The organism is Pedobacter rhodius (assembly GCF_027213645.1).
GTDB classification, from domain to species: domain Bacteria; phylum Bacteroidota; class Bacteroidia; order Sphingobacteriales; family Sphingobacteriaceae; genus Pedobacter; species Pedobacter rhodius.
On record NZ_JAPWGL010000003.1, the window covers coordinates 926,819 to 950,680 of the forward strand.

At 37.8% G+C, this 23,862-nt stretch carries 22 protein-coding genes, 5 tRNA genes, 1 pseudogene and 1 riboswitch; of the genes and pseudogenes, 19 read left to right on the forward strand and 9 right to left on the reverse strand.

Annotated elements, in window-relative coordinates:
* Positions 1–251 precede the first annotated feature (251 nt).
* The 4 genes from O0931_RS14130 to O0931_RS14145 form a co-directional block, all read right to left on the reverse strand.
* Positions 252–323, reverse strand: a tRNA-Glu gene (locus O0931_RS14130).
* Positions 324–388: 65 nt separating this feature from the next.
* Positions 389–461 (reverse strand) — tRNA-Met (locus O0931_RS14135).
* 79 nt (positions 462–540) lie between these two features.
* Positions 541–612 (reverse strand) — tRNA-Glu (locus O0931_RS14140).
* Positions 613–670: 58 nt separating this feature from the next.
* Positions 671–743 (reverse strand) — tRNA-Met (locus O0931_RS14145).
* Positions 744–857: 114 nt separating this feature from the next.
* On the opposite strand from O0931_RS14145, the gene era reads away from it, so the two are divergent.
* From era to O0931_RS14165, 4 genes are all read left to right on the forward strand, one after another.
* Positions 858–1,754, forward strand: coding sequence for a GTPase Era (gene era, locus O0931_RS14150; RefSeq protein WP_269416218.1), 897 nt, complete (start codon positions 858–860; stop codon positions 1,752–1,754).
* 34 nt (positions 1,755–1,788) lie between these two features.
* On the forward strand, positions 1,789–2,295 hold the full coding sequence (locus O0931_RS14155; RefSeq protein ID WP_269416219.1) for a TlpA family protein disulfide reductase: 507 nt from the start codon (positions 1,789–1,791) through the stop codon (positions 2,293–2,295).
* 157 nt (positions 2,296–2,452) lie between these two features.
* The gene (der, locus tag O0931_RS14160; protein ID WP_269416220.1) at positions 2,453–3,754 is read left to right on the forward strand and encodes a ribosome biogenesis GTPase Der; all 1,302 of its coding nucleotides are present in this window, start codon (positions 2,453–2,455) and stop codon (positions 3,752–3,754) included.
* A 268-nt stretch (positions 3,755–4,022) separates the two neighbouring features.
* Positions 4,023–4,532: a GNAT family N-acetyltransferase gene (locus O0931_RS14165; RefSeq protein WP_269416221.1), complete on the forward strand. Its 510-nt coding sequence runs from the start codon at positions 4,023–4,025 to the stop codon at positions 4,530–4,532.
* Position 4,533: 1 nt separating this feature from the next.
* Here O0931_RS14165 and O0931_RS14170 read toward each other — a convergent pair whose 3' ends face one another.
* Together O0931_RS14170 and O0931_RS14175 are read right to left on the reverse strand one after the other, a co-directional pair.
* Positions 4,534–5,040: a GNAT family N-acetyltransferase gene (locus O0931_RS14170; protein WP_269416222.1), complete on the reverse strand. Its 507-nt coding sequence runs from the start codon at positions 5,038–5,040 to the stop codon at positions 4,534–4,536.
* A gap of 113 nt (positions 5,041–5,153) precedes the next feature.
* Positions 5,154–6,761, reverse strand: a complete 1,608-nt coding sequence (locus O0931_RS14175) for a S41 family peptidase (RefSeq protein WP_269416223.1) — start codon at positions 6,759–6,761, stop codon at positions 5,154–5,156.
* 177 nt (positions 6,762–6,938) lie between these two features.
* Here O0931_RS14175 and murQ point away from each other — a divergent pair, with 177 nt between their 5' ends.
* From murQ to O0931_RS14230, 12 genes and pseudogenes are all read left to right on the forward strand, one after another.
* Positions 6,939–7,754, forward strand: coding sequence for an N-acetylmuramic acid 6-phosphate etherase (murQ, locus tag O0931_RS14180; protein ID WP_269416224.1), 816 nt, complete (start codon positions 6,939–6,941; stop codon positions 7,752–7,754).
* A 101-nt stretch (positions 7,755–7,855) separates the two neighbouring features.
* Positions 7,856–8,422, forward strand: a complete 567-nt coding sequence (locus tag O0931_RS14185) for a hypothetical protein (RefSeq protein WP_269416225.1) — start codon at positions 7,856–7,858, stop codon at positions 8,420–8,422.
* 35 nt (positions 8,423–8,457) lie between these two features.
* Positions 8,458–8,678, forward strand: a pseudogene (locus O0931_RS20170) (DUF4160 domain-containing protein).
* Positions 8,668–8,883 carry a DUF2442 domain-containing protein gene (locus O0931_RS14190; protein WP_269416226.1) on the forward strand — a complete coding sequence of 72 codons (216 nt, stop codon included), beginning with the start codon at positions 8,668–8,670 and terminating at the stop codon, positions 8,881–8,883. The pseudogene O0931_RS20170 and the gene O0931_RS14190 overlap by 11 nt, the downstream one beginning before the upstream one ends.
* Positions 8,884–8,907: 24 nt before the next feature.
* The gene (locus O0931_RS14195; protein WP_269416227.1) at positions 8,908–9,663 is read left to right on the forward strand and encodes a Bax inhibitor-1/YccA family protein; all 756 of its coding nucleotides are present in this window, start codon (positions 8,908–8,910) and stop codon (positions 9,661–9,663) included.
* Between the two features lie 115 nt (positions 9,664–9,778).
* Positions 9,779–9,883: riboswitch (SAM riboswitch) on the forward strand.
* A gap of 171 nt (positions 9,884–10,054) precedes the next feature.
* Entirely contained in the window at positions 10,055–13,756 is a 3,702-nt protein-coding gene (gene metH, locus O0931_RS14200) for a methionine synthase (protein WP_269416228.1), read from the forward strand.
* A 74-nt stretch (positions 13,757–13,830) separates the two neighbouring features.
* Positions 13,831–14,205 carry a four helix bundle protein gene (locus tag O0931_RS14205; protein WP_269416229.1) on the forward strand — a complete coding sequence of 125 codons (375 nt, stop codon included), beginning with the start codon at positions 13,831–13,833 and terminating at the stop codon, positions 14,203–14,205.
* Between the two features lie 59 nt (positions 14,206–14,264).
* The gene (gene metF, locus O0931_RS14210) at positions 14,265–15,218 is read left to right on the forward strand and encodes a methylenetetrahydrofolate reductase [NAD(P)H] (RefSeq protein ID WP_269416230.1); all 954 of its coding nucleotides are present in this window, start codon (positions 14,265–14,267) and stop codon (positions 15,216–15,218) included.
* A 93-nt stretch (positions 15,219–15,311) separates the two neighbouring features.
* Positions 15,312–16,703, forward strand: a complete 1,392-nt coding sequence (locus O0931_RS14215) for a pyridoxal phosphate-dependent decarboxylase family protein (protein ID WP_269416231.1) — start codon at positions 15,312–15,314, stop codon at positions 16,701–16,703.
* A 46-nt stretch (positions 16,704–16,749) separates the two neighbouring features.
* Positions 16,750–17,058 (forward strand): hypothetical protein, encoded by a 309-nt coding sequence (locus O0931_RS14220; protein WP_269416232.1) that lies wholly within the window; start codon positions 16,750–16,752, stop codon positions 17,056–17,058.
* 78 nt (positions 17,059–17,136) lie between these two features.
* On the forward strand, positions 17,137–17,556 hold the full coding sequence (locus O0931_RS14225) for a tail fiber domain-containing protein (protein ID WP_269416233.1): 420 nt from the start codon (positions 17,137–17,139) through the stop codon (positions 17,554–17,556).
* 194 nt (positions 17,557–17,750) lie between these two features.
* Positions 17,751–18,464, forward strand: coding sequence for a peptidase associated/transthyretin-like domain-containing protein (locus O0931_RS14230; RefSeq protein WP_269416234.1), 714 nt, complete (start codon positions 17,751–17,753; stop codon positions 18,462–18,464).
* A gap of 211 nt (positions 18,465–18,675) precedes the next feature.
* Here the strand turns inward: O0931_RS14230 and rnc are convergent, their stop codons facing one another.
* The 3 genes from rnc to O0931_RS14245 all read right to left on the reverse strand — a co-directional run bounded on the left by rnc (position 18,676) and on the right by O0931_RS14245 (position 21,008).
* Positions 18,676–19,404 (reverse strand): ribonuclease III, encoded by a 729-nt coding sequence (gene rnc, locus O0931_RS14235; RefSeq protein ID WP_269416235.1) that lies wholly within the window; start codon positions 19,402–19,404, stop codon positions 18,676–18,678.
* Positions 19,405–19,496: 92 nt separating this feature from the next.
* The gene (gene fabF, locus O0931_RS14240) at positions 19,497–20,750 is read right to left on the reverse strand and encodes a beta-ketoacyl-ACP synthase II (RefSeq protein ID WP_269416236.1); all 1,254 of its coding nucleotides are present in this window, start codon (positions 20,748–20,750) and stop codon (positions 19,497–19,499) included.
* A 21-nt stretch (positions 20,751–20,771) separates the two neighbouring features.
* Positions 20,772–21,008 carry an acyl carrier protein gene (locus tag O0931_RS14245; protein ID WP_008508386.1) on the reverse strand — a complete coding sequence of 79 codons (237 nt, stop codon included), beginning with the start codon at positions 21,006–21,008 and terminating at the stop codon, positions 20,772–20,774.
* A 157-nt stretch (positions 21,009–21,165) separates the two neighbouring features.
* On the opposite strand from O0931_RS14245, the gene O0931_RS14250 reads away from it, so the two are divergent.
* From O0931_RS14250 to O0931_RS14260, 3 genes are all read left to right on the forward strand, one after another.
* Complete coding sequence (locus O0931_RS14250; RefSeq protein WP_269416237.1) at positions 21,166–21,585, forward strand: IPExxxVDY family protein; 420 nt, start codon at positions 21,166–21,168, stop codon at positions 21,583–21,585.
* A gap of 149 nt (positions 21,586–21,734) precedes the next feature.
* A complete protein-coding gene (pyk, locus tag O0931_RS14255; protein WP_269416238.1) occupies positions 21,735–23,165 on the forward strand; it encodes a pyruvate kinase in 1,431 nt (476 codons plus the stop codon).
* 278 nt (positions 23,166–23,443) lie between these two features.
* Positions 23,444–23,528 (forward strand) — tRNA-Ser (locus tag O0931_RS14260).
* Positions 23,529–23,862: the final 334 nt, after the last annotated feature.

Consider the following 23,862-nt stretch of genomic DNA (forward strand, 5'->3'; position numbering starts at 1 on the left):
AATAAAAATCAGATAGAAATTACCTTTCGCAATTACTCACTTGGAATGAAACAAAAGGTCTCCTTTATTAAGGTGCTTTTTTGCTTAAAACATTGATATTCAATTCGGTGCATAGTGATTCCCAATAGAGATACGCACCGAATTGCACACTTTTTTTGCGGTTTGATGCAAATTTTAGGTTTTTGATATTAACAAAAAACCATGCAAATGTTTGATTTGCATGGTTTTAACATCATTGATATTGATTTGCGTAGCCCGTAGGGGAATCGAACCCCTGTTTCCAGAATGAAAATCTGGCGTCCTCACCCCTAGACGAACGGGCCTCTTAAGCTCAAAGCAAAAAGGATAAAGCTTTTAGCTTTAGGCTTTATTCTTTCGGCATGAATAGTAGCGGGGACACGACTCGAACGTGCGACCTTCGGGTTATGAGCCCGACGAGCTACCAACTGCTCCACCCCGCATTTTATTGTATTTTTAAGGATATACCAACCTTTATTTTTTGGATAAAAAAACCGCTCAACATTTTGTAAAGCGGTTTAGTAGCCCGTAGGGGAATCGAACCCCTGTTTCCAGAATGAAAATCTGGCGTCCTCACCCCTAGACGAACGGGCCTCTTAAGCTTAAAGCAAAAAGGATAAAGCTTTTAGCTTTATGCTTTCGGCTTAAATAGTAGCGGGGACACGACTCGAACGTGCGACCTTCGGGTTATGAGCCCGACGAGCTACCAACTGCTCCACCCCGCACTCTATACAACTCGTTTTTTCCAGTGAATTAAATCCTTAACTCTGTTTCCGAATTGGAATGCAAAGATATAATTCGTTTCTTTGTACTGCAAATTTTTTTTAAAAAATATTTTAATGGCGCATAAAGCAGGTTTTGTTAGTATAATAGGTAAACCAAATGTAGGTAAATCAACCCTCATGAATGTGCTTGTAGGCGAGCGACTTAGCATTATTACACCTAAAGCGCAAACCACAAGGCACCGAATTTTAGGTATCGTAAATGAAGAAGAATACCAGATAGTTTTCTCCGATACGCCCGGTATTATCAAGCCAAAATACAGTTTGCAGGAGAGTATGATGAGCTTTGTGAACGGATCTTTAACCGATGCAGACGTACTTTTATTTGTAACCGACATTGATGAAGCACACGATGAGGAAGATGTTCTGGAAAAAATCCTGAACAAAAACATCCCGACAATTGTGCTGATAAATAAAATTGATAAAGCCTTGCAAGAGCAGGTTGATGAGAAGATAGTTTACTGGCAGGAAAAATTAAATCCGGTGGCTATTTATGCGATTTCGGCTTTACATAATCATAATGTCGACGGATTATTAGACCGGGTTTTGGAAATGTTACCTGAGCATCCGCCATATTACGATAAAGAAGATTTAACCGATCGCTCCGAACGTTTCTTCGTTTCAGAAATTATCCGCGAAAAAATCTTCCTGAATTACCAGAAAGAAATTCCTTACAGTACCGAAGTTATCGTTAAAAGTTTCAAGGAAGAAGAGATGAAAAACGGCAAGGGTGCAATGGTTCGCATTACCGCAGAAATAGTGGTGGAAAGAGATTCCCAAAAAAATATTTTAATCGGTACGGGTGGCAGCATGCTTAAAAAAGTTGGTACCGAAGCACGTATCGAAATAGAGAAATTTCTTGATACCAAAGTATTCCTCGAAATGTTTGTAAAAGTAATTCCGGATTGGAGAAGTAAAAAGAACTACCTGAAAAGTTTTGGTTACGATAATTAAAATCGATTTTTATCAGATAAATAAAGAAATCAAAATGAAAAAAAGTTTAACGTTTCTCCTTTTACTCTTAAGTACGGTTGTTTTCGCCCAGGAATCAAATAATGGTAAAAAATTATGGGCGAAATCAATCCTGAATGAAAAAGCACCAGAACTGGTGGTCGAAAAGTGGATTTCAAAGCAACCTGATACCAGGGGAAAATTTGTATTGATTGATTTTTGGGCAACCTGGTGCGGACCATGCAGGGCTTATATTCCAACATTAAATGATGTCCAGGCGAAATATGCGGATAAAATTGTAATAATTGGGGTTTCTGATGAATCCGCGGAGAAAGTGGAAGCTTTTAATAATCCGAAAATCAATTATTTCGAAGCTATAGATACAAAAGGAACTGTGAAAAATTCAATTCAGGTTAAAGGTATTCCTCACGCAATTCTTATCGATCCGAATGGAATTGTAAGGTGGGAAGGTTTCCCCTTATTAGATGGTGCCCAATTAACAGAAGAGATTGTAAAAGCACTTCTGGAAAAGTATAAAATTTAATATTGATTGAGGTTACGATAATTAACCGTACCTTTGCAGCCCGAAATAAATCGGTTAGTAGTTGATAGTCAATGGCTGATAGCCAAATCGTTTAAGCAGCTTGCTAAACACATAGACCATTAACTATAAGCCATTAACTATCAATTAGAGACACAACATGAGTAACATTATAGCCATCGTAGGCAGGCCAAACGTAGGCAAAAGCACACTTTTTAACCGGTTAACTGAAAGCCGAAAAGCAATTGTAGATGATTTAAGTGGCGTAACCCGCGATAGACATTACGGTACTGCGGAATGGACCAACAGACAATTCACTGTTATTGATACCGGTGGTTATGTTGCAAATTCTGAAGATGTTTACGAAGCTGCCATTCGCGAACAGGTAATGATTGCCATTGAAGAAGCAAGTGTGCTTATCTTTATGGTTGATGTAACCACAGGCATTACCGATCTTGATGATGATATCGCGCAAGTTTTACGTCGTAGTAATAAACCTGTCTTTGTAACTGCTAATAAAGTTGATAATACAGCACTTCATAGCGAGATCAGTACTTTTTATGGCTTTGGTTTAGGTGAGGTTTTTCCACTTTCATCAATGACTGGTTCCGGAACAGGTGAATTATTAGATGAAGTAATCAAACACTTCGAAGATATCCCGGAAGAAGAAAACCAATTGCCAAAAATTACAATTGCCGGTCGCCCGAATGTTGGTAAATCATCATTAGTAAATGCGTTAATTGGTAAAGAACGTAATATTGTTACGGCAAATGCAGGCACCACCCGCGATTCCATAAAAATCCATTACAACCAGTTCGGTCATGAATTTATGTTGATCGATACCGCAGGTTTGCGGAAGAAAACCAAGGTTAAAGAAAACCTGGAGTTTTATTCGGTTATGCGTACCATAAAGGCTTTGGAAGAAGCAGATGTTGTGGTATTAATGATTGATGCACAGGAAGGTATCGAAAGCCAGGATATAAATATTTTTCACCTTGCTGAGAAAAATAAAAAAGGTATCGTGATTTTGGTTAACAAGTGGGATTTGATTGAAAAAAATACCCAAACCATGAAGGCTTTCGAAGAAGAAATTCACGAACGCATTCGTCCCTTTACTGATGTGCCGATTGTATTTACCTCTGTTTTAAACAAACAGCGTATTTTCAAAGCAATTGAGGCTGCGCTGGAAGTTTATAAAAACCGTAGCAAGAAAATTCCTACATCAAAATTAAATGATGTAATGTTGCCTTTGATTGAGAAATTCCCGCCACCGGCATTAAAAGGTAAACACATAAAGATTAAATACATCACTCAAATTAATGCTACCTCGCCAATGTTTGCATTTTTCTGCAACCTGCCACAGTACATTAAAGACCCATATAAACGTTTCATTGAGAATAAATTAAGAGAAAACTTCGATTTTTCCGGGGCGCCGATTCAGATTTATTTCAGACAGAAGTAATATAAAGCTTAAAGACTAAAGCCAAAAGCTCAGGTTTTACAAGTAATAATTATTAGAAAGGCAGGGTTCGCATTCCGATGGGAAAAGCAGTCCTGCTTTTTTATTAAAACCGTCATTTCGAGGTACGAAGCAATCTATCCTGCAAAAAAGATTGCTTCGTGCCTCGCGATGACGAATTGATCATCTTCAGCAAATAAAAGATCTTTTTTAAATTATTATTAATCGGAACTCAATTTGATTTTTCCAGAAACATGCTACCTTTATTCCCATGCAAATCCAGGTTTTAAACAGCCAAATCTCCGATATTGATATCATATTTCAGTTTTATGATATGGCCATTGCCCATCAGAAAAAAGTTTTCAATAAACATTGGCAGGGTTTCAGCAGGGAGCTAATCGAAACGGAGGTTGCAGAAAACAGGCAGTTTAAAATATTGGCAGATGGTGCGGTAGCCTGTGTTTTCGCGGTAACTTTTAATGATAAGTTAATATGGGGCGATAGGGATAAAGATTCAATTTATATACATCGAATTGTAACTCATCCAGAATACAGGGGTTATTCATTTGTAAAAGAGATTATCAAATGGGCAAGCGCATTTGCGCTTAAACGGGGCATCAAATTTATCAGAATGGATACCTGGGCGGATAACGAAAAATTATTGAAATACTATACAGGTTGCGGTTTTGATTATGTCGGCGTAGTCAATATGGAAAAAACGGAAGGTTTACCGAAACATTATGAAGGTATTAGTTTAAGCCTTTTTGAGATTAAAGTTTAATTCAATGGAGTTTTAATTTCCAGGTAAACATGCCTTCGCCTTCGGCAATTTTTATGAAGTTATTTTTTTCCAGTATAGAATAAGAAGCCACATTATCTATTTCTGTTGATGCAGTAATTGTATTTAAGCCATCCTGTCCTTTCGCCCATTCAATTGTTCTGGCAACCGCTTCGGTCATAAAGCCCCTGCCTCTGAATTCTTCGTAAGTACCATAACCAATTTCAATTTCTCCATTGGCATCAGGTTCACCAACGAAACATAAATCACCAATCATTTTGTTATCTGTTTTTGAAATTAATGTCCACAGCGTATTATAGAGGTAATTTTTGTCCTTATTATGTACGTTAGGCAAAATAGTTTGTTCTAAAGCTTCTCTAAGTTCAGGTGATATTTCCTTACTGGTTGGATTAAGCTTTAATTCTTCTTCAAGCGAACTGTCGTTCTTAATATATTTTAAAAGTTGATTATGCGTAAGCGGATGAAGGATGAGTCTTTCGGTTTCTATCATAATGGAATCTCAGCTACGCGAATATATATGTTTGAGTGTTTAGCGACGCAGATTTTAGATTAATTTTTCATTAACTACACTCCAAAAGAAGCCATTGCAATCAATTAACTTATTTACTGAAGATTGGCTAATGCCTGTTTCACCGCATTATCATTCTGATTGGCGGCTTTGTAATAACCAACATCGCCCAGGTAATAACGGCAAAGAAGCGCTTTCAAATCGTTAAGGATAACAGTTTTCGAATTATATAATTGAAAACGGTCTATTGTTACATTTTTCCGTTGCAAAAAGCCGATAAAATCTTTAAAATCCAGATCATTTAAATTAAAGGTATTTATATTCTGATCGATATAAGTAGCGCTGTATTTATTTGTTAAAACGTTAAAAACATAATCTGATAATACTTTTTTACTAACCAATGAACTGTAAAATTTATTGTAACCCGTAGTATCTAACTTTACAAAAACATCAGGTTGTATACCACCACTGGTTTTTGGTTTTCTTGGCTGAGCTAAATTTATACCTCCGTTCTTTTCTATAGAATCTCTGAATGAAGTTAAATCTCCGGTTAATTCGCCATCGTTCATGCGTTCATCCAGCTCGTGCTTGTAAGCATCATAACCTTTTTTGTACGATTTCTGAATACTTCTGCCCGAAGGTGTATAGTACCTGGCTATTGTTAAATTCAAAGCTGAGCCATCTTCAAAAGCAAATTGTTCCTGTACCAATCCTTTGCCGAAAGAGCGGCGGCCAATAATTATACCACGGCCTAAATCCTGAATGGCACCAGCCACAATCTCACTTGCCGAAGCCGTATTTTCATTAATTAGAATGGCTAATTTGCCTTGTTGAAAAGCACCTGTTCCGGTAGAAAAATAATCGGTTCGGGGCTCATGCTTGCCTTGTGTGTAAACAATTAATTTATTTTCCGGCAAAAACTGATCGGCTAAGCCGGTTGCGGCGCTGAAATAACCACCGCCATTATCTCTTAAATCCAGAATCAGTTTTTTCATACCTTTAGCTTTCAGGCTGGCTGCAGTGGCAGAGAAATCGCCATCCGTATTGGCGCCAAATTTACTGATTCTGACATAACCGGTTTCGTTGTTAATCATATATGCGGCATCAATACTGCTGATGTTAACCTTTCCACGGGTCACCATTACACGATTGGGTAATTGGCTGCCGCTATGCATCAAAAGAACATTTACGCCACTTCCGGCTTTACCCCTGAAACGACCTGCTAATTGATCTTTAGGTAAATTTCGGCCGCTGACTGTTACAGTATCAATGGCTAAAATTTTGTCTCCTAATTTTATGCCTGACTGGTATGCCGGCCCATCTTTTATAACGCCGGTAACCATCATGGTATCATTCAACATATAATATTCAATACCGACACCTTCAAAATTTCCTTCCAGATCATCCTGCATATTTTGTGCATTAGCTGGAGGAAGGTAAACGCTATGTGGATCTAATTGGTGTAAAACACTGTCGATAGGCAGGTTTTGTAAAGAATCCGTATTAATGTCATCTACGTAATTTCCATTAATGATGTGGAGAATTTCATCAAGCTTTTCAGAATTTTTAGCCGTTAAAGCAGGACTTTTTTGAACGCCATATCCCTGGTCTTTGATAAATTTTATACCCAAAAACATCCCTACTATTAAAATTACAGAATAGCTTAAAGCGATTAGGATGTTATTACGGGTATTCTTTTTCATTGGCGTCATGCAAATTTATGAAAATTAGCGGGTTGATTATTTTTTTAACGGCATTTTATCGTCTTTTGTTTCTAATATTTAACAATAATTAACGCCACAAAATACAAAGACATATATTTTTGGATTTTTAGGCTAGTTTTTAGAAAGAATTTACCGAATTTTATCAAAATTAAATTTATGGATAGAGTTACCGAGCACGAATCTAATTACAACCACATCGAACAAATGTCGGTAATGGAAGTGCTCCAGGGCATTAATAATGAAGATAAAACTGTAGCCTTTGCAGTTGAAAAGTCTTTGCCTCAAATAGAAAAATTGACTTCGGCGGTTGCCGAAAGAATGAAAAAGGGCGGTCGCCTTTTTTATATTGGTGCGGGTACCAGTGGGCGTTTAGGCGTTGTAGATGCATCCGAATGTCCGCCAACTTATGGTGTCCCATTCGATTGGGTTGTTGGTATAATCGCAGGCGGCGATACAGCGATTAGAAAGGCAGTAGAGTTTGCTGAAGACGATGTGGAGCAGGCCTGGAAAGATTTGCAGGAATTTAACATCAACGAAAAAGATTGTTTGGTTGGTTTGGCCGCTTCCGGTACAACACCTTATGTAATCGGGGGCTTAAATACGGCTCGTAAAATTGGCGTTTTAACGGGCTGCATTGTTTGTAATACCGGCGGGCCGATTGCTGCTGAATCTGATTTTCCGGTAGAAGTGGTTGTAGGCCCTGAATTTATTACCGGTTCTACGAGAATGAAATCGGGCACTGCACAAAAACTGGTTTTGAACATGTTAAGTACTACGGTTATGGTTCAGCTGGGGCGTGTGGTTGGCAATAAAATGGTTGATATGCAGTTAACCAATAATAAACTGGTTGACCGCGGAACGCAAATGGTGGCTAATGAATTAAACATTAATTACGATGAAGCTGCAGATTTATTGAATCGTTATGGAAGCGTTCGAAAAGCAGTAGAAGCAGGACATTTGAATTTACGATAGTAGATTTACGAATTACGATCTGTAACAGCCAAGTATTAAATAAATACATTTGCGATTACTCAATCTAAAAATCGTAAATCTTTAAATCTAAAATTTACCTGATGCACGAAATAGAGCCTTATTACCAGTGGAGAGATGAATATATTTCGGCAGAAGACGAACGTTCACCTTTTTACAATACCGAATACTCTGAATTATATTTCGATAAACAGATATACAATTTTTTACTTCACCCGCAATGGGATGAATTCGGTTCGAATACACTTTACATGAAAGTGCTTTTCGCTGATTACGACAGAAGTTATGCCGTTATTGAATTTATCGGAGAATGGAATGATGCCATAAATAATGATATCATGTTGCTAAAGCGTGATATTTTAGAACTGATGATGGATGAAGGCATTAATAAATTTATTCTTATCGGTGAAAATGTGCTAAATTTTCATGCTTCTGACGATAGCTATTATGAAGAGTGGTTTCAGGAGGTAGAAGATGGCTGGATAGTTGGGGTTAATTTTCAGGAACATGTTATCAGCGAATTTAAAGATAACAGTATTGATTATTACATTAACTTTGGAGGCGCTTTTGATAATATGCCCTGGCGTACGTTGAAACCGCTTCAATTCTTTAAAAAAGTTGAAGAACTGCTGACAAAAAGATTGAATTAAAATATTTATTTTTAAGTAGAATATGCTTACACTATTTGATAATTTTTGGACTTCGGTTCTTCTTTTATTCAAATGAGCATCTGTCGATTCATATTCATGTCAGAAATGCAGATGGAAAGGCGTATTTGAGGTAGATGAAGTTAAACTTGTCAGTAACAAAGGGCTCAAAAACAAGGATATTAATCTTGCACAATCTTTGATAGAAGAAAACAAGGAAATTATTATTGCAAAATGGTATGAATATCATGGAAAATAAAATAAAAGTTTGGTTTGAAAAAAATCATATCTTTATTAAAATGCCTTCAGGTGAACAGAAAAACCACCCACTAAGTTGGTTTCCAAAATTATTGAATGCAAGTGATGAAGAAAGAATTGATTTCAGTATTTCGCCGTTTGGCATACATTGGCAAAAAATAGATGAGGATTTAAGCTTTGAAGGCTTCTCGTCTTTTAAAAAGTAAAATTATTTAAATACACAAAATAAAATGGAACAACAAAATTATCAATATCAGGATAACAGTGTTTTTGTACAGGAAAAATCTGTTTCCAAAAAATTCTTCGCAAACGTTTTCTTATGGATGTTTGTCGCATTGAGTTTATCAACTGTTGCGGCATATTTGTTCGGAACAAATGAACAACTGATGCAGTATTTATTGAATATTAATCCTGAAACCGGAAAAGTTAGCATGTCGATATTTGGCTATATAGCCATGTTTGCCCCGCTGGGTTTAGTTTTATTGATGGGATTTGGACTTAGCAGATTATCATTGCCGGCTTTAATAGGGGTGTTTGTACTTTATTCGGTACTTACAGGAATCAGCTTGAGTTTTATTTTATTGACCTATACATCAGGTTCCATCGTTAGCTGTTTTGCAGGTGCTGCGGGTATCTTCGGAATCATGGCGTTTATGGGTTATACCACGAATATCGATTTAAGTAAATTTGGGCCAATTTTGATGGTTGGGGTAATTGGATTGGTTATCGCAACGGTAATTAATATGTTTATTCAAAGTGAAGGTTTTAGCTTATTTATGGCATACATAGGTATTGCAATTTTTACAGCCCTAACCGCATACGACGTGCAGAAAATCAAACGAATTGGCGAAGGCATCGAAGCAAGTGGGGAACAGGTTTTACAGGTAGAATCAAAGAAAATGGCCATTGTTGCTGCATTATCTTTATACCTTGATTTCTTAAATATCTTCCTTTTCTTACTTCGAATTTTCGGAAGCCGAAAATAAGAATTAAAACAGAACAATATTCTTAAGGCCATGCAGTTTTGCGTGGCCTTTGTAATTTTATTTGGCCGCAAAGCGATAATTTTTGGAATTGATGTTGCTTTGTTGCATTTTTGTATGCTTATTAAGAAAGACGGAGGGATTAGACCCAACGAAGTCTTAGCAACCTGTGCCAACAAGGTGCTAAATTCTATTTGCCGGAATACGGTGAAACAGATAAGTTTAGGAAGTACTATCACGTGCCAACTTTTTAAATAAGCTTTTTAAGTATCAGATATAAAGTATCAAGTATCGAGACAGATTTGTCTTATATTTTTTGCTCATTATCTGCAGTTACGTCGTATTATCAGAAATCTTGATACTCGATACTAACTACTTGCTACTAAAACAACAAATGAGCATAAGAGAAGAATTAGAAAAACGTATATTGGTGATTGACGGCGCGATGGGCACCATGATTCAGCGCTATACTTTAACGGAAGAAGATTTTAGAGGGGAACGTTTTAAAAATCACCCCTGTGATGTAAAGGGCAATAATGATTTGCTGAACATCACGCGCCCTGACATTATAAAAGCCATACATTTAGAATACCTCAATTCTGGCGCAGATATTATTGAAACCAATACCTTCAGTACACAGCGCATTTCCATGGCCGATTACCAGATGGAAGACCTTTCTTATGAAATGAGTTTTGAAGGCGCCCGTGTAGCTAAAGAAGCTGTGAACGAATTTATGGCAGCTAACCCCGATAGGAAATGCTTCGTTGCAGGTGCTATTGGTCCAACAAACCGTACCCTTTCCATGTCGCCAAATGTAAACGACCCGGGCTTTAGGGCTGTTTATTTCGATGAATTAGAGGCTGCTTATTACGAACAGGTTCGCGGTTTAGTTGATGGTGGTTCAGATGTGCTTTTAATCGAAACCATTTTTGATACCTTAAATGCAAAGGTGGCTATTGTTGCCATTAAGAAATATGAGGAAGTAATTGGTCGTAAACTCGAAATCATGATTTCGGGAACCATTACCGATGCTTCAGGAAGAACACTTTCCGGCCAAACGGCTGAAGCTTTCTTAAATTCTGTGATGCATGCAAAACCGCTAAGTATTGGTTTTAACTGTGCATTGGGTGCAAAAGAAATGCGTCCGCATATTGAAGAACTGGCCGCAAAAGCGGGTTGTTATGTTTCCGCTTATCCGAACGCAGGCTTGCCGAATGAATTTGGCGCTTACGATGAGCAGCCACATGAAACAGCACACCTGGTTGATGATTTTATCGAATCAGGCTTTGTAAATATTGTTGGCGGTTGCTGCGGCACTACACCGGAACACATTGGTTGTATTGCCAAAAATGCCCGTAAGGCGGCGCCTAGAAAAATCCCGAAGATTGAGCCCTACATGCGCTTAAGCGGATTAGAGCCCGTAACCATTACGCCAGAAAGCATTTTCGTAAATATTGGCGAAAGAACAAATATTACCGGTTCTCCAAAGTTCTCTAAATTGATTTTAGGTGGCGATTACGAAGCTGCACTTGCCGTTGCCTTGCAACAGGTTGAGGGTGGCGCACAGGTTATCGACGTAAACATGGATGAGGGTATGCTCGATTCAGAAGCTGCAATGACTAAGTTCTTAAATCTTATTGCTTCCGAACCCGATATCGCAAAACTGCCTATCATGGTCGATTCATCTAAATGGTCGGTTATTGAAAATGGCTTGAAATGCTTGCAGGGAAAAGGCATTGTGAATTCAATTTCTTTAAAGGAAGGCGAAGATAAATTCCGCGAAAGTGCCCGAAAAATTATGCAATATGGCGCTGCGGTTGTTGTAATGGCATTTGATGAGCAAGGCCAGGCAGATAATTACGAACGCAGAAAAGAAATCTGCAAAAGAAGTTATGATATCCTGGTTCATGAAATCGGTTTTCCGGCAGAAGATATTATTTTCGACCCGAATATACTAACGGTAGCGACAGGATTAGAAGAACACAACAACTACGCTGTAGATTTTATTAATGCTACCCGATGGATTAAAGAAAACCTGCCCTATGCAAAAGTAAGTGGCGGGGTTTCGAATATTTCATTCTCTTTTAGAGGAAATAATGTTGTCCGCGAAGCGATGCACTCGGCATTTCTTTACCATGCCATTCAGGCAGGTTTGGATATGGGCATTGTAAATGCAGGTATGCTGGAGGTTTACCAGGAAATTCCGCCGGAACTTTTAGAACGTGTTGAAGATGTACTTTTAAACCGTAGGGAGGATGCAACCGAACGCTTGGTGGAATATGCCGATACCGTAAAATCAAAAGGGAAAGAAATTGTTAAGGATGAAGAATGGCGAAAAGGTTCTGTTGAAGAACGACTTTCACATTCTCTGGTAAAAGGTATCGTAGAATATCTCGATGATGATGTTGAAGAAGCCCGCCAGAAATATGCCCGCCCGATTCAGGTTATCGAAGGCCCGTTAATGGACGGAATGAATATTGTTGGGGATTTATTCGGTGCCGGAAAAATGTTTTTGCCACAGGTGGTAAAATCGGCCAGGGTAATGAAGAAAGCAGTGGCTTACTTGCTTCCATTTATTGAGCAGGAGAAGTTGGATAATCCGGATCAGGACCAGAATTCATCCGCCGGAAGAGTGTTAATGGCCACTGTTAAGGGCGATGTCCACGATATTGGAAAAAATATCGTGGGTGTGGTTTTAGCTTGTAATAACTTCGAAATTGTAGATATGGGCGTGATGGTTCCTGCACAGGAAATCATTAAAAAAGCCAAAGAAATTGAGGCCGATATCATTGGTTTAAGTGGCCTGATTACTCCATCGCTTGATGAAATGGTGCACTTTGCCAAAGAAATGGAGCGTGAAGGATTCACTATTCCCTTGATTATTGGTGGTGCGACAACTTCCCGTATTCACGCGGCTGTAAAGGTTGCTCCGAATTATTCAGGTCCGGCAATTCATGTTTTAGATGCATCGCGTAGCGTTACGGTTTGCAGCACTTTAATGAATCCGGAAACGAAAGCCGACTATGTAGCCGGTATTAAAGCGGAGTACGAAAAAGCCCGTGAAGCACATTTGAATAAACGTTCTGATAAACGTTTCAAAACACTTGAAGAGGCAAGGGCAAATAAATTTAAAATAGATTTTAAGCAAAATCTTCCGGTTCCGGAATTTACGGGAACAAGGGTTTTTGATAATTATCCTTTGGAAGAATTGGTTCCTTATATCGATTGGACACCATTTTTCCATACCTGGGAACTTCGCGGAAGTTATCCTAAAATATTTGATGATAAAAATGTAGGCGATGAGGCTAAAAAGCTTTTCGATGACGCGCAGGTTTTGTTGAAACGGATTTTAGACGAAAAATTACTAACGGCCAGGGGCGTTATCGGTTTTTGGCCGGCGAACGCCGTTGGAGACGATATTCAGTTAACAGTTGCCATTGATCAGTTGTCAGATGACACCAAACCGGAAACTGATAACTCTAAACTGGTAACTATACATACCCTTCGCCAGCAGGCAGAAAAAGTAGATGGGCAACCTTATTATGCCTTGTCAGATTTTATTGCTCCGGCAGCATCCGGAATTCAGGATTATTTTGGAGGCTTTGCCGTAACAACCGGTATTGGTATTGATGAACTTGTTAAGGAATTCGAAGATAACCACGATGATTACAACAGTATTATGGCGAAAGCCTTAGCCGATAGGTTGGCCGAAGCTTTTGCCGAGCGGATGCACGAACGTGTGCGTAAAGAATACTGGGGTTATGCCAAAGATGAAAACCTGAGTAACCAGGAGTTAATTAAAGAAGAGTATGCTGGTATTCGCCCTGCACCAGGTTATCCTGCTTGTCCGGAACATACCGAAAAAGGCACTTTATTTAACCTGCTTGATGCTGAAAATCAAATCGGCTTACATTTAACAGAGAGTTACGCCATGTACCCAACGGCCGCAGTAAGTGGTTTTTATTTTGCACATCCTGAATCAAGGTATTTCGGTTTAGGCAAAATTACTAAAGACCAGGTAGAAGATTATGCAAGCAGGAAGGGGATGTCGGTTGAAGAAGCGGAGCGGTGGCTTTCGCCTAACCTTGCTTATTAATTGTTGCCAGTTACCTGTTATCTGTTGCTCGTTTGGGTGCTTAAAAAATATTATTAGGATATTGTTGAGGTAAAATGGAAAAGGAAAAAAAAGCATATACAGACTTGGATGTTTGGAAGGAAGCGAGAGTTTTGGCGAATGAAATTTACAACGCCACTAAATTATTTCCTAAAGATGAAATGTTCGGTTTAATAAGTCAAATGAGAAGATGTGCTGTATCTATTGCTTCGAATATTGCAGAAGGCTGTGGAAGAAATCATTCTAAAGATAGCATTCAATTTTTTTTTATTTCCCGAGGATCATTATATGAATTAGAAACTCAGATTTACATAGCAGCAGACCAAAATTATATAAATGATGCATTGCTGAGTACTTTATTAGCGAAATTAGAAATCACAAGGAAGTTATTAAGTGGTTTCATTAAATATTATCAACAACTTTCCAGATAATCATTTTTTTATTTCGCGCACAGACAGGCAACCCACAACAAACAACACGCAACACAGAAATGAAAATTACAGATCATATAAAAAACGCAAAGGGTAAAACCTTATTCTCTTTTGAACTTTTACCACCAATAAAAGGTCAGAGTATTCAGTGGATTTACGATGCTATCGACCCGTTGCTGGAGTTTAATCCGCCATTTATTGATGTAACTTCTTTAAGGGAAGATTATATTTATAAAGAACAGGAAAACGGTTTATTGCAAAAGGTTTCGTACCGAAAACGGCCTGGTACAATTGCCATTTGTGCGGCGATTATCCATAAATATAAAATTGATGCCGTGCCGCATTTAATTTGCGGTGGCTTTACCAAAGAAGAAACTGAAAATGCCTTAATCGATTTACAGTTTTTAGGTATTGATAATGTTTTGGCTTTGCGTGGCGATGCCCGTTCTGCAGATACGGCTTTCATCCCGACAAAAGGTGGCCATTGCTACGCGACAGATTTAATCGAGCACATTAAAAACCATAACGAAGGGAAATTTTTGCACGAGGATATTGAAACTTTTAAAAGCGATTTCTGTATCGGTGTTGCCGGATATCCGGAAAAGCATTTCGAAGCACCAAACTTGAATACTGATTTCAAATATTTGAAAAAGAAAGTTGAGATGGGTGCAGAATTTATTGTTACGCAAATGTTTTTCGATAATCAGAAATACTTTGATTTTGTTAGAAAATGCAGGGAGAATGATATCAATGTGCCAATTATCCCTGGGTTAAAACCAATCAGTACGCTTACGCAGCTAAATGTTTTGCCGAAAATCTTTCATATTGATTTGCCAGAGGAGTTAACAGATGCCTTATCTCATGCGAAAAGCAACGCTGAAGCGAAGGAAATCGGTACGGAGGCCATGATTAAACAATGTAAAGAACTAATGGATTTTGGAGTACCCGTATTGCATTTTTATACTATGGGTAAACCAGAGCAAACCAAGAAAATTGCAAAGGCGATATTTTAATCCTATTGCAAAGCATGAACCGCTCTTTATAGCGGGATTTATATCACTCGTTTTAATGCTACGCTTGAATAATATATTCTGAACCTAACTATTATGAATCATCTAAACAATGATAATCAAACTCTCGAGCAGATACTTAATGAAGTAAAACAACAGGGTGTTACTTATTTAAAGCATATTCATGAAAGGTCCACTTCCGGCAAAACTGAGGTTCAGATTAATACAGATTTAGCTATTCAGGGTTTAGGAACAATTGATACTTTGAAGCAATTTAATGAGCGCTTTGAGCCTGTAATGGTTGCTTCTTCAGGCCCGCGTTACTGGGGTTTTGTTACTGGCGGAACCACACCTGCTGCAATAGCTGGCGACTGGTTATCGACCATCTATGACCAGAGTACCCAGTCTGCAAATGGAAATGGTGACGTATCTGCGTTGATAGAGCTGGAAACCATTCAGCTATTATTATCATTATTTAATTTGCCAAAAAATTTTTTAGGTGGTTTTGTAACCGGTGCAACTTTATCAAATTTTACTTGTTTAGCCGTTGCCAGACAATGGATTGGTAAACAATTTGGAAAAGATTTTGCCAGGGAAGGTGTTTCAGGAAATGTACCTGTTTTATCGGCAACACCACATTCATCAGCAATAAAATCTTTAGCAATGCTGGGCCTGGGCAGCAGTAATTTTATTCAGGTTAATGTACTTCAGGGAAATCGTGAAGCACTTGATGTGGACGATTTAGAATTGAAACTAAAGGCACTGAATGGAGAACCTTTCATCTTAATATCAAGTGCGGGTACTGTAAATACGGTAGATTTTGATGATTTTGAAGCCATAAATAAATTAAGAGATAAGTACAGTTTCTGGTGGCATATTGATGCTGCTTTCGGTGGTTTTGCAGCTTGTTCTCCAAAGTATAACCATTTGGTTAAGGGCTGGGAAAATGCTGATAGTATTGCGATAGATTGTCATAAGTGGTTAAATGTTCCCTATGAAAGTGCTGTGTTTTTGGTAAAAGAACAACATCAGGTTTTACAAGTCGAAACTTTTCAGAATTCTAATGCAGCCTACCTGGGTAATCCTATGGAGAATTTTAGTTACCTGAATTTTCTGCCTGAAAACTCCCGCCGGTTAAAAGCATTGCCTGCCTGGTTTACGCTAATGAGTTATGGGAAATCCGGTTATGAAGAAATTGTAAATGGCAATGTAGAGTTGGCTCAACTTTTTGCGGGTTTCATAAAAACAAATTCCAGTTTTGAATTACTTGCCCCTGTTAGGTTAAATACCGTTTGTTTTTCTTTAGCTGAGGAAAATTTGGTTGCAGATTTTCTGAATAAATTAAACACCACAGGCAAAGTTTTTATGACACCAACCTTTTATAACGGAAAGAAAGGAATAAGAGCGGCTTTTGTAAATTGGAGAACAGCATTAAAAGATATTGAAGTGGTTACTGCAGAAATGCTTAGAATTCTGACAGAACTTTAACGAATGTTTGCTGTTTCATTTGAACGGGGCGCTTATATTTGCCGTAATGAAATCAGGTCGTTTAAAATATTTCCTAGTTTATTTTTTTGCAATAGCTTTATTGTTCAAAACAAGCGGGCTTGTATCTGTTTTCATTGAACCACTCAAAAATATCGAGTACAATTTCGACAATCAGAACTCAACAGAGAAAGAAGAGAAGAAAGTCGAAACTGAATATTTCGAAGCCAATGTTTCCATTCTCCGGGATTTGGAAGCTCCTGTACAATTAAAGGGGAAAGTTTTACGGCCTCAAAACAGCTTTTTCTCGACTTATTTTCCTGAGGTTTTAACACCTCCACCATCTTTAAAAGCATAACACTTAGCTTTTAATTCATTCCTCTTTTCGAAACTTAATTCGGGAGGATATCTATTCGTATTTAAATAGTAAAATAAAATGAAAACTTCAATTTCAATGATGTTTGTGGTACTTTTCATTTCCACAGCATTAAAAGTTAGCGCACAGGAAGTTGCGCAAACCAATATTCAACCCTTAAACAATTCAGTTTCTTTAATATCGCAATTACAACCGGTTAGCTTTAACTATGATGCTAAATGGGCGCAAAAGTTGAAGATATCGGGCAAAACCCAACTGGGATTTGTAACTGCCGATGTTCAAAAAGTTTTGCCGGAACTGGTCAAAATAACTGCCAAAGATTATCCTACCGGGAAAAATGCGTCCAGAACGGCAACCCTATCTAAAATAGATTATGAAAGTTTGATTCCGCTTTTAGTTGGTAGCATAAAAGAACAGCAGCAACAGATTGAGCAGTTGAGGCGTGAGCTTGATAGTTTGAAATCTAGAAATACAAAGTAAATTTTAGTTTTTTTTAGTTGGGCCGGGATATCATATTCCGGCTTTTTTTATCTGATAAAGAAACACAGCAAGTCCGGAATGGCAATGTATAATAAAACCAAATGGGACATCCTTAAAACTTTAGCAGCTTATTAACGTTTTTTTAACAGTTTACCTGATTAACAATTGTTAATTTTACAAAAAACACTGTATAGATGAAATTCCGTTACTTTCTTTTCTTGATTATCTTTTGCTTGTTCAGCTTGTCTAGATCTGCAAAAGCCCAGGAATTTATTGTTAAAGGAGTGGTTTTTGAAAAAGGTGCAAACGTAAGAGTAGCCTTAGCCAACATTTCAAATCAGCGTACAAAGACTGGCGTAACCAGTAATGATTTGGGTATGTTTCAGATAAAAGTTGCCGTTGGCGATACGCTATTAATTACAAAAACCTATCTGAATGATCAAAGGATTGTGATAAAAGCGCAACAGGATATCCTGATTTATTTAATCCGGGCCAGCACCATGCTGAATGAAGTAACTGTTATCGGTAGTACTAAAAAACAGGATTTAGCTGATATTAAGAGGGAATTCAAAAATAAGGGGGTGTATAATGGCGGCAAATCATCGTTTCTATCTGCAATTTTCAATCCTTTAAATGGTCTTTACAACCTGGTTGGAAAAGAACCCAAAAATGCCAGAAGATTTAGCAGGTATGCAGACAATGAAATCAAACAATCTCAAATAGATACCTATTTTAATCAGACCATTATTAAAAATAATACGACGTTAAGAGGCGACACTTTAGAAAAGTATATGTTGGATTATCGCCCGGAGTATCAAAAAGCACAGTATTGGAATAGCTATGATTACATTAAGTATATTAAAGAATCGTCGAAGAAATTTACCGATACCTTAGGTAAAGGGAGGTAAGAGGTTATAAATGATTAGTTTTTCGTTCGGCGTTTTGCATTTTCAGTAAATAGTTCTAAACGAATAAACGATAAACGAACGACGAATAACCAAATAGCATTTTTCGTTTTCAATCAGATAGTTCTAAAAAACAACGAATAAACGAACAACGAAATAGCGTTTTGCGTGACCATTCAACAATAAAACAATTTAGCAATTTAAACAGTTACCCCTAAATAGCTAGTGTTTCACAAGCCTTTTCAGCGGCAAGCTTCTCTGCATTTTTCTTATTATAATCCCGGCCGGTACCCACTTTTTCACCTTCAACCATTGCACTTATGGTAAACAATTTTGCACTTTCACCTTCTCCGTTTTCGGCAAGTTCGAAGAGTACATCTTTACCATGGCGCTGGCACCATTCAATCAGCTTACTTTTAAAATTCGTTTCAGTAAGTTCAAGCGTATGGATGTCTATGTGGGGTTTTACAATTCTGCGTAATAGAAACTCTTTTGTAAAATTATAACCCTTATCCATATAAATGGCTCCGATAATGGCTTCAAAAGCATCGCCCAGCATAGAATTGTGTTTGGTTTGAATGCTGACAGAGCGCTGATCGAATTGAATTAACCTGTCAAAACCCATTTTTTTTGCCAGCTGATTCAGGTTCGCCCGATTTACAATTTTAGACCGCATTTCGGTTAAAAAACCTTCTTCTTTGTAAGGATAGTGTTTAAAAAGCAATTCGGCGATTACGGATCCTAATACAGCGTCACCTAAAAACTCCAGGCGTTCATTGCTACTGCGCGTGCCGTTTTTTAAAACTTTAGCTACAGAACGATGTCTGAACGCCATTTCATACAGCGTTACATTCCCCGGGATAAAACCAAGAATATTTTTTAGCTTTTTAACGAACTCCTTTTCAGGAGAAAGATAAAGTTTATATAATTTTAATATCGGCATTAAATAAATAACACAATTAATGGCTAATCAGCATATTTAACTAAGTTATCTATTTTTAATTAGCATACAAAATTATATAGCGTGGCTTTTTGTTAATCTTCGTATTTTTTAAAAATTACAGATGCGTTGTGACCACCGAAACCAAAAGTATTACTTAAAGCTGCCCTAACTTCACGTTTTTGTGCTTTATTAAATGTAAAGTTTAGTTTAGGATCAAATGCCGGATCATCTGTAAAATGATTGATTGTGGGTGGTACCACATCATTTTGAACAGCAAGAATTGCGGCAATCGCTTCAATAGCACCTGCAGCACCCAAAAGGTGGCCGGTCATCGATTTTGTTGAACTGATGTTTAAACGGTAGGCATCTTCACCGAAAAGATCTGCAATGGCTTTGGTTTCGCTGATATCACCAAGTGGTGTAGACGTTCCGTGCACATTAATGTAATCGATATCGGCTGTTGTTAAACCAGCGTCTTTCAGGGCATTGGTCATAACCATTCTGGCACCTAAACCTTCGGGATGTGGTGCTGTAATGTGATTTGCATCAGCACTCATACCACCGCCAACAAGTTCTGCATAAATTTTCGCACCCCTTGCCTTCGCATGTTCAAGTTCTTCCAGAATAATTGTACCTGCGCCTTCACCTGCCACAAAACCGTCTCTATCCTTATCGAAAGGACGGGAAGCTGTTGTCGGATCGTCGTTACGTGTAGATAATGCATGCATGGCATTAAAGCCACCCATTCCTGCTTCGTTAATAATGGCTTCGGAACCACCGCTGATGATTACATCTGCCATACCCAAACGGATATAGTTAAATGCATCAATCATTGCGTTTGTAGAAGAAGCACATGCTGAAACAGTTGCAAAATTTGGCCCGCGCAAGCCATATTTGATAGAGATATGCCCCGGGGCAATATCTATAATCATTTTAGGAATAAAAAATGGATTGTATCTTGGTGTACCATCTCCTTTAGCGAAATTCGAAATTTCATCTAAAAAAGTTTTCAATCCACCTATGCCAGCACCCCAGATTACGCCGATTCGATTGGTATCTAATTTTTCAAAATCAAAACCACCATCTTTTACAGCCTCATCTGTTGCTACTAAAGCATATTGTACAAACGGATCAAGCTTGCGGGCTTCCTTTTTCTCCAAAAAATCTTCCGGATTAAAGTTTTTTACTTCACAAGCGAATTTGGTTTTGAACTTTTCAGTGTCAAAACCCACAATAGGAGCAGCGCCACTCACCCCGTTAGTCAATCCTTCCCAGAAATCTGGAACATTATTGCCTATAGGAGTGAGCGCACCCAACCCTGTTACTACTACTCTTTTTAATTCCATTTATACTGAAAAAGCGTAATTCTATTTAACGTTTTTTTCCAAATAAGCAATCGCTTGACCAACTGTACCGATGGTTTCAGCCTGATCATCAGGAATAGCTACATTAAATTCTTTTTCAAATTCCATAATTAATTCTACGGTATCTAAAGAATCTGCACCCAAATCGTTGGTGAATGAAGCCTCTGGCGTAACTTCGCTTTCGTCAACACCTAGTTTTTCTACGATAATAGCCTTAACTCTTGAAGCAATATCAGACATAATTTTATAATTTAATGGTTAAATAATTCTGTGCAAAGAAAAATAAATTCTTACAATTTTCAAATGTTTTTATTTCGACACCTAAATTTGGCTCTCAAATAACAAGCGAATATAGAATTAGTTTTTTAATTTCGTTCTGTAAATAATTTATTTCGACTTGAATAAAACTTATCTGAAATTAACCTTAGACCTTGATTTCATACTCATTGCGATAACGGCACCGCTTAAAGATTATATTTTATGCCACAAAATTAATACGCGTTTAAACACGCAGTTTGCAAAAGTGGAAGATCATGAAATATTTTTTAACATTGATGAACCGGCATGGTTTTTCTCTAAATATTACTTTTTTGTAGAACAGGGGGAGGTGGAATATTATTTAATCAGTAATAAAAGCAGCGACGGTGTGCTGGTCCCGGAAATGAGTAATGTGGATTTTTTTATCATAATAAAACAATTTATTGATAAGGAAGACTTAAATTATTTGATAAACGGATTAAATAAACTACCTGATATACAGGTGGCTGCGAAAATTGATCCTGCCAAATTAAAATCGAAAGAAAATTTGGTAATATAAAAATTATATACATGGTGTATTAAATACACTATATTTGAGGGTTATAAAAAACTGTACAAAACAATATATATATAAAATTTAATGCGGTAATTAATTAATTTTAGGTAGTTAATTAGAACAACATACAGCATTGCTAAATCAATTATTAAATGAAACCTTTTCATTCCAGAACAAAAATTGTAGCCACACTCGGCCCCGCTTCAGCTAAACCAGATGTATTATATAGTATGTTTAATGCCGGTTTAGATGTTTGTCGTTTAAATTTCTCTCACGGTTCTCAGGCAGATCATCAGGCGGTTTTAGATACCATTCGCGATCTGAACAAAAAATACGATTATAATGTTGGCATTCTTGCCGATTTACAGGGCCCAAAAATCCGAATCGGACTGGTTAAAGAAGGTGGTATTAACCTGATTAACGGTTCAAAAACCGTAATTACCACCAACGAATGCATAGGTAATGAAGAACGCATTTACATCACTTATCAGAACTTTCCCCAGGATGTTCAGGCCGGTGAAATCATCTTATTGGATGATGGAAAACTTCAGATGAAGGTGATTTCTACCAATTTGAAAGATGAAGTAGTCTGCGAAATTGTTCATGGTGGTATTTTAACTTCCAGAAAAGGTGTAAACCTTCCGAATACCAAAGTTTCCATTCCGTCTTTAACGCCGGAAGATCGTGAAAATTTAGAGTTTGTTCTTGAAAATGATGTGGAATGGATTGGATTATCTTTTGTTCGTAAGGCTGAAGATATTATCGAACTTAAAAAAATAATTGCGGAGCGCGGTAAAACCGCCCGTGTAATTGCTAAGATAGAAAAACCGGAAGCTATTGCGAACATCGATGAAATTATCGCTGTTACTGACGGTATTATGGTTGCCCGCGGCGATTTGGGTGTTGAATGTCCGATGGAAGAAGTTCCGTTATTACAAAAAATGATTGTTGCCAAATGCAGGGCAGCTTCAAAGCCTGTTATCGTTGCAACGCAAATGCTTGAAAGTATGATCACAACGCCTCGTCCTACCCGTGCCGAGGTAAATGACGTGGCGAACTCAGTACTTGATGGTGCTGATGCGGTTATGTTAAGTGGTGAAACCTCAGTTGGTGAGTTTCCGTTAATCGTTATTGAAACGATGCAGAAAATTATCCAGAACATTGAGCAGAATAATTACCCTTTCAATCCGGATAAGTTCTTAAAACCAAAATCACCATCTTTCCTAAGTGATGCAATTTGCGATTCTGCTTGTTTCTTAGCGAAGCAGACCAATGCGGTTGGTATTGTTTCGATGACTTTGAGTGGTTACACTGCATTTGAAATTTCGAGCCACAGGCCGGAAGCTTTAACGTTCATCTTTACCAGCAACAGGGCATTATTAAATGCCGTAAGCTTACTTTGGGGCGTTAGGGGTTTTTACTATGATAAATTTGAAAGTACCGATAATACCATTATTGAGGTTAATGAATTCTTAAAAAGCAAAAAACTGGTTAAACAAGGTGATATTATCATCAATACCGCTGCCATTCCGATGGAAGCAAAGGGTAAAACCAATATGTTAAAGATTACGGTTATAGATTAATTTACATAACATTACTGCGAAGCGCTTCATGAAAATGAGGCGCTTTTTTTATGTGCTGTTTTCTGTTTAAAATATTAACCGCTACCGACAGTCGACAAATTTTTATCGTAAAATCATCGCAGTTAATACAGACTTTGGTCGGGCATATTTGTCACAGTTCCGTCTGATATCCGAAGGACGTCCGAAGAAACTCCGTTTCAATCAAAAATTTTCTACGCATTATTTTGATATTAATTTGATGAGATATCAATAAAAAATTTACTTTTGCAATCCTACTCGGAGAGGTGTCAGAGTGGTCGATCGAGCACGCTTGGAAAGCGTGTGTACTGCAAGGTACCGCGGGTTCGAATCCCGCCCTCTCCGCAATAAAAGCCCTACCTGAAAAGTTAACTTTAAAAAGTAAATCACAATAACGGGCAGAAAACACGTTGCCTGGCATTTCGGGATCCGGTTTCCGCAAACTACTTAAGGGTTCATACGGCTACACAATCAATCCGACAAGTCTTCTTTTGATTTTTATTCGTGTTAGTATATGAAGGTAAGTCAATGTATAGGTTATAATCCCGGCATGCCAATTTAACGATGCTTCCGTGCAGAAGGCTTATTAATTCCTTAATTATTAATTAAACAAATCACTACATAAGGTTAATTTTTAGCCAATATCCCCTTAATCTATCCGGTACACCTTTGCGCTTAA

Coding starts and splice junctions, on each gene's coding strand:
- murQ (WP_269416224.1), top strand. CDS start 6,939: ATGGATAGAGTTACCGAGCACGAATCTAATTACAACCACATCGAACAA.
- O0931_RS14225 (WP_269416233.1), top strand. CDS start 17,137: ATGAAAACTTCAATTTCAATGATGTTTGTGGTACTTTTCATTTCCACA.
- O0931_RS14220 (WP_269416232.1), top strand. CDS start 16,750: ATGAAATCAGGTCGTTTAAAATATTTCCTAGTTTATTTTTTTGCAATA.
- O0931_RS14190 (WP_269416226.1), top strand. CDS start 8,668: ATGGAAAATAAAATAAAAGTTTGGTTTGAAAAAAATCATATCTTTATT.
- O0931_RS14165 (WP_269416221.1), top strand. CDS start 4,023: ATGCAAATCCAGGTTTTAAACAGCCAAATCTCCGATATTGATATCATA.
- O0931_RS14245 (WP_008508386.1), bottom strand. CDS start 21,008: ATGTCTGATATTGCTTCAAGAGTTAAGGCTATTATCGTAGAAAAACTA.
- O0931_RS14205 (WP_269416229.1), top strand. CDS start 13,831: ATGGAAAAGGAAAAAAAAGCATATACAGACTTGGATGTTTGGAAGGAA.
- O0931_RS14185 (WP_269416225.1), top strand. CDS start 7,856: ATGCACGAAATAGAGCCTTATTACCAGTGGAGAGATGAATATATTTCG.
- fabF (WP_269416236.1), bottom strand. CDS start 20,750: ATGGAATTAAAAAGAGTAGTAGTAACAGGGTTGGGTGCGCTCACTCCT.
- O0931_RS14230 (WP_269416234.1), top strand. CDS start 17,751: ATGAAATTCCGTTACTTTCTTTTCTTGATTATCTTTTGCTTGTTCAGC.
- O0931_RS14175 (WP_269416223.1), bottom strand. CDS start 6,761: ATGAAAAAGAATACCCGTAATAACATCCTAATCGCTTTAAGCTATTCT.
- der (WP_269416220.1), top strand. CDS start 2,453: ATGAGTAACATTATAGCCATCGTAGGCAGGCCAAACGTAGGCAAAAGC.
- O0931_RS14155 (WP_269416219.1), top strand. CDS start 1,789: ATGAAAAAAAGTTTAACGTTTCTCCTTTTACTCTTAAGTACGGTTGTT.
- metH (WP_269416228.1), top strand. CDS start 10,055: ATGAGCATAAGAGAAGAATTAGAAAAACGTATATTGGTGATTGACGGC.
- O0931_RS14195 (WP_269416227.1), top strand. CDS start 8,908: ATGGAACAACAAAATTATCAATATCAGGATAACAGTGTTTTTGTACAG.
- metF (WP_269416230.1), top strand. CDS start 14,265: ATGAAAATTACAGATCATATAAAAAACGCAAAGGGTAAAACCTTATTC.
- O0931_RS14170 (WP_269416222.1), bottom strand. CDS start 5,040: ATGATAGAAACCGAAAGACTCATCCTTCATCCGCTTACGCATAATCAA.
- era (WP_269416218.1), top strand. CDS start 858: ATGGCGCATAAAGCAGGTTTTGTTAGTATAATAGGTAAACCAAATGTA.
- O0931_RS14215 (WP_269416231.1), top strand. CDS start 15,312: ATGAATCATCTAAACAATGATAATCAAACTCTCGAGCAGATACTTAAT.
- rnc (WP_269416235.1), bottom strand. CDS start 19,404: ATGCCGATATTAAAATTATATAAACTTTATCTTTCTCCTGAAAAGGAG.
- pyk (WP_269416238.1), top strand. CDS start 21,735: ATGAAACCTTTTCATTCCAGAACAAAAATTGTAGCCACACTCGGCCCC.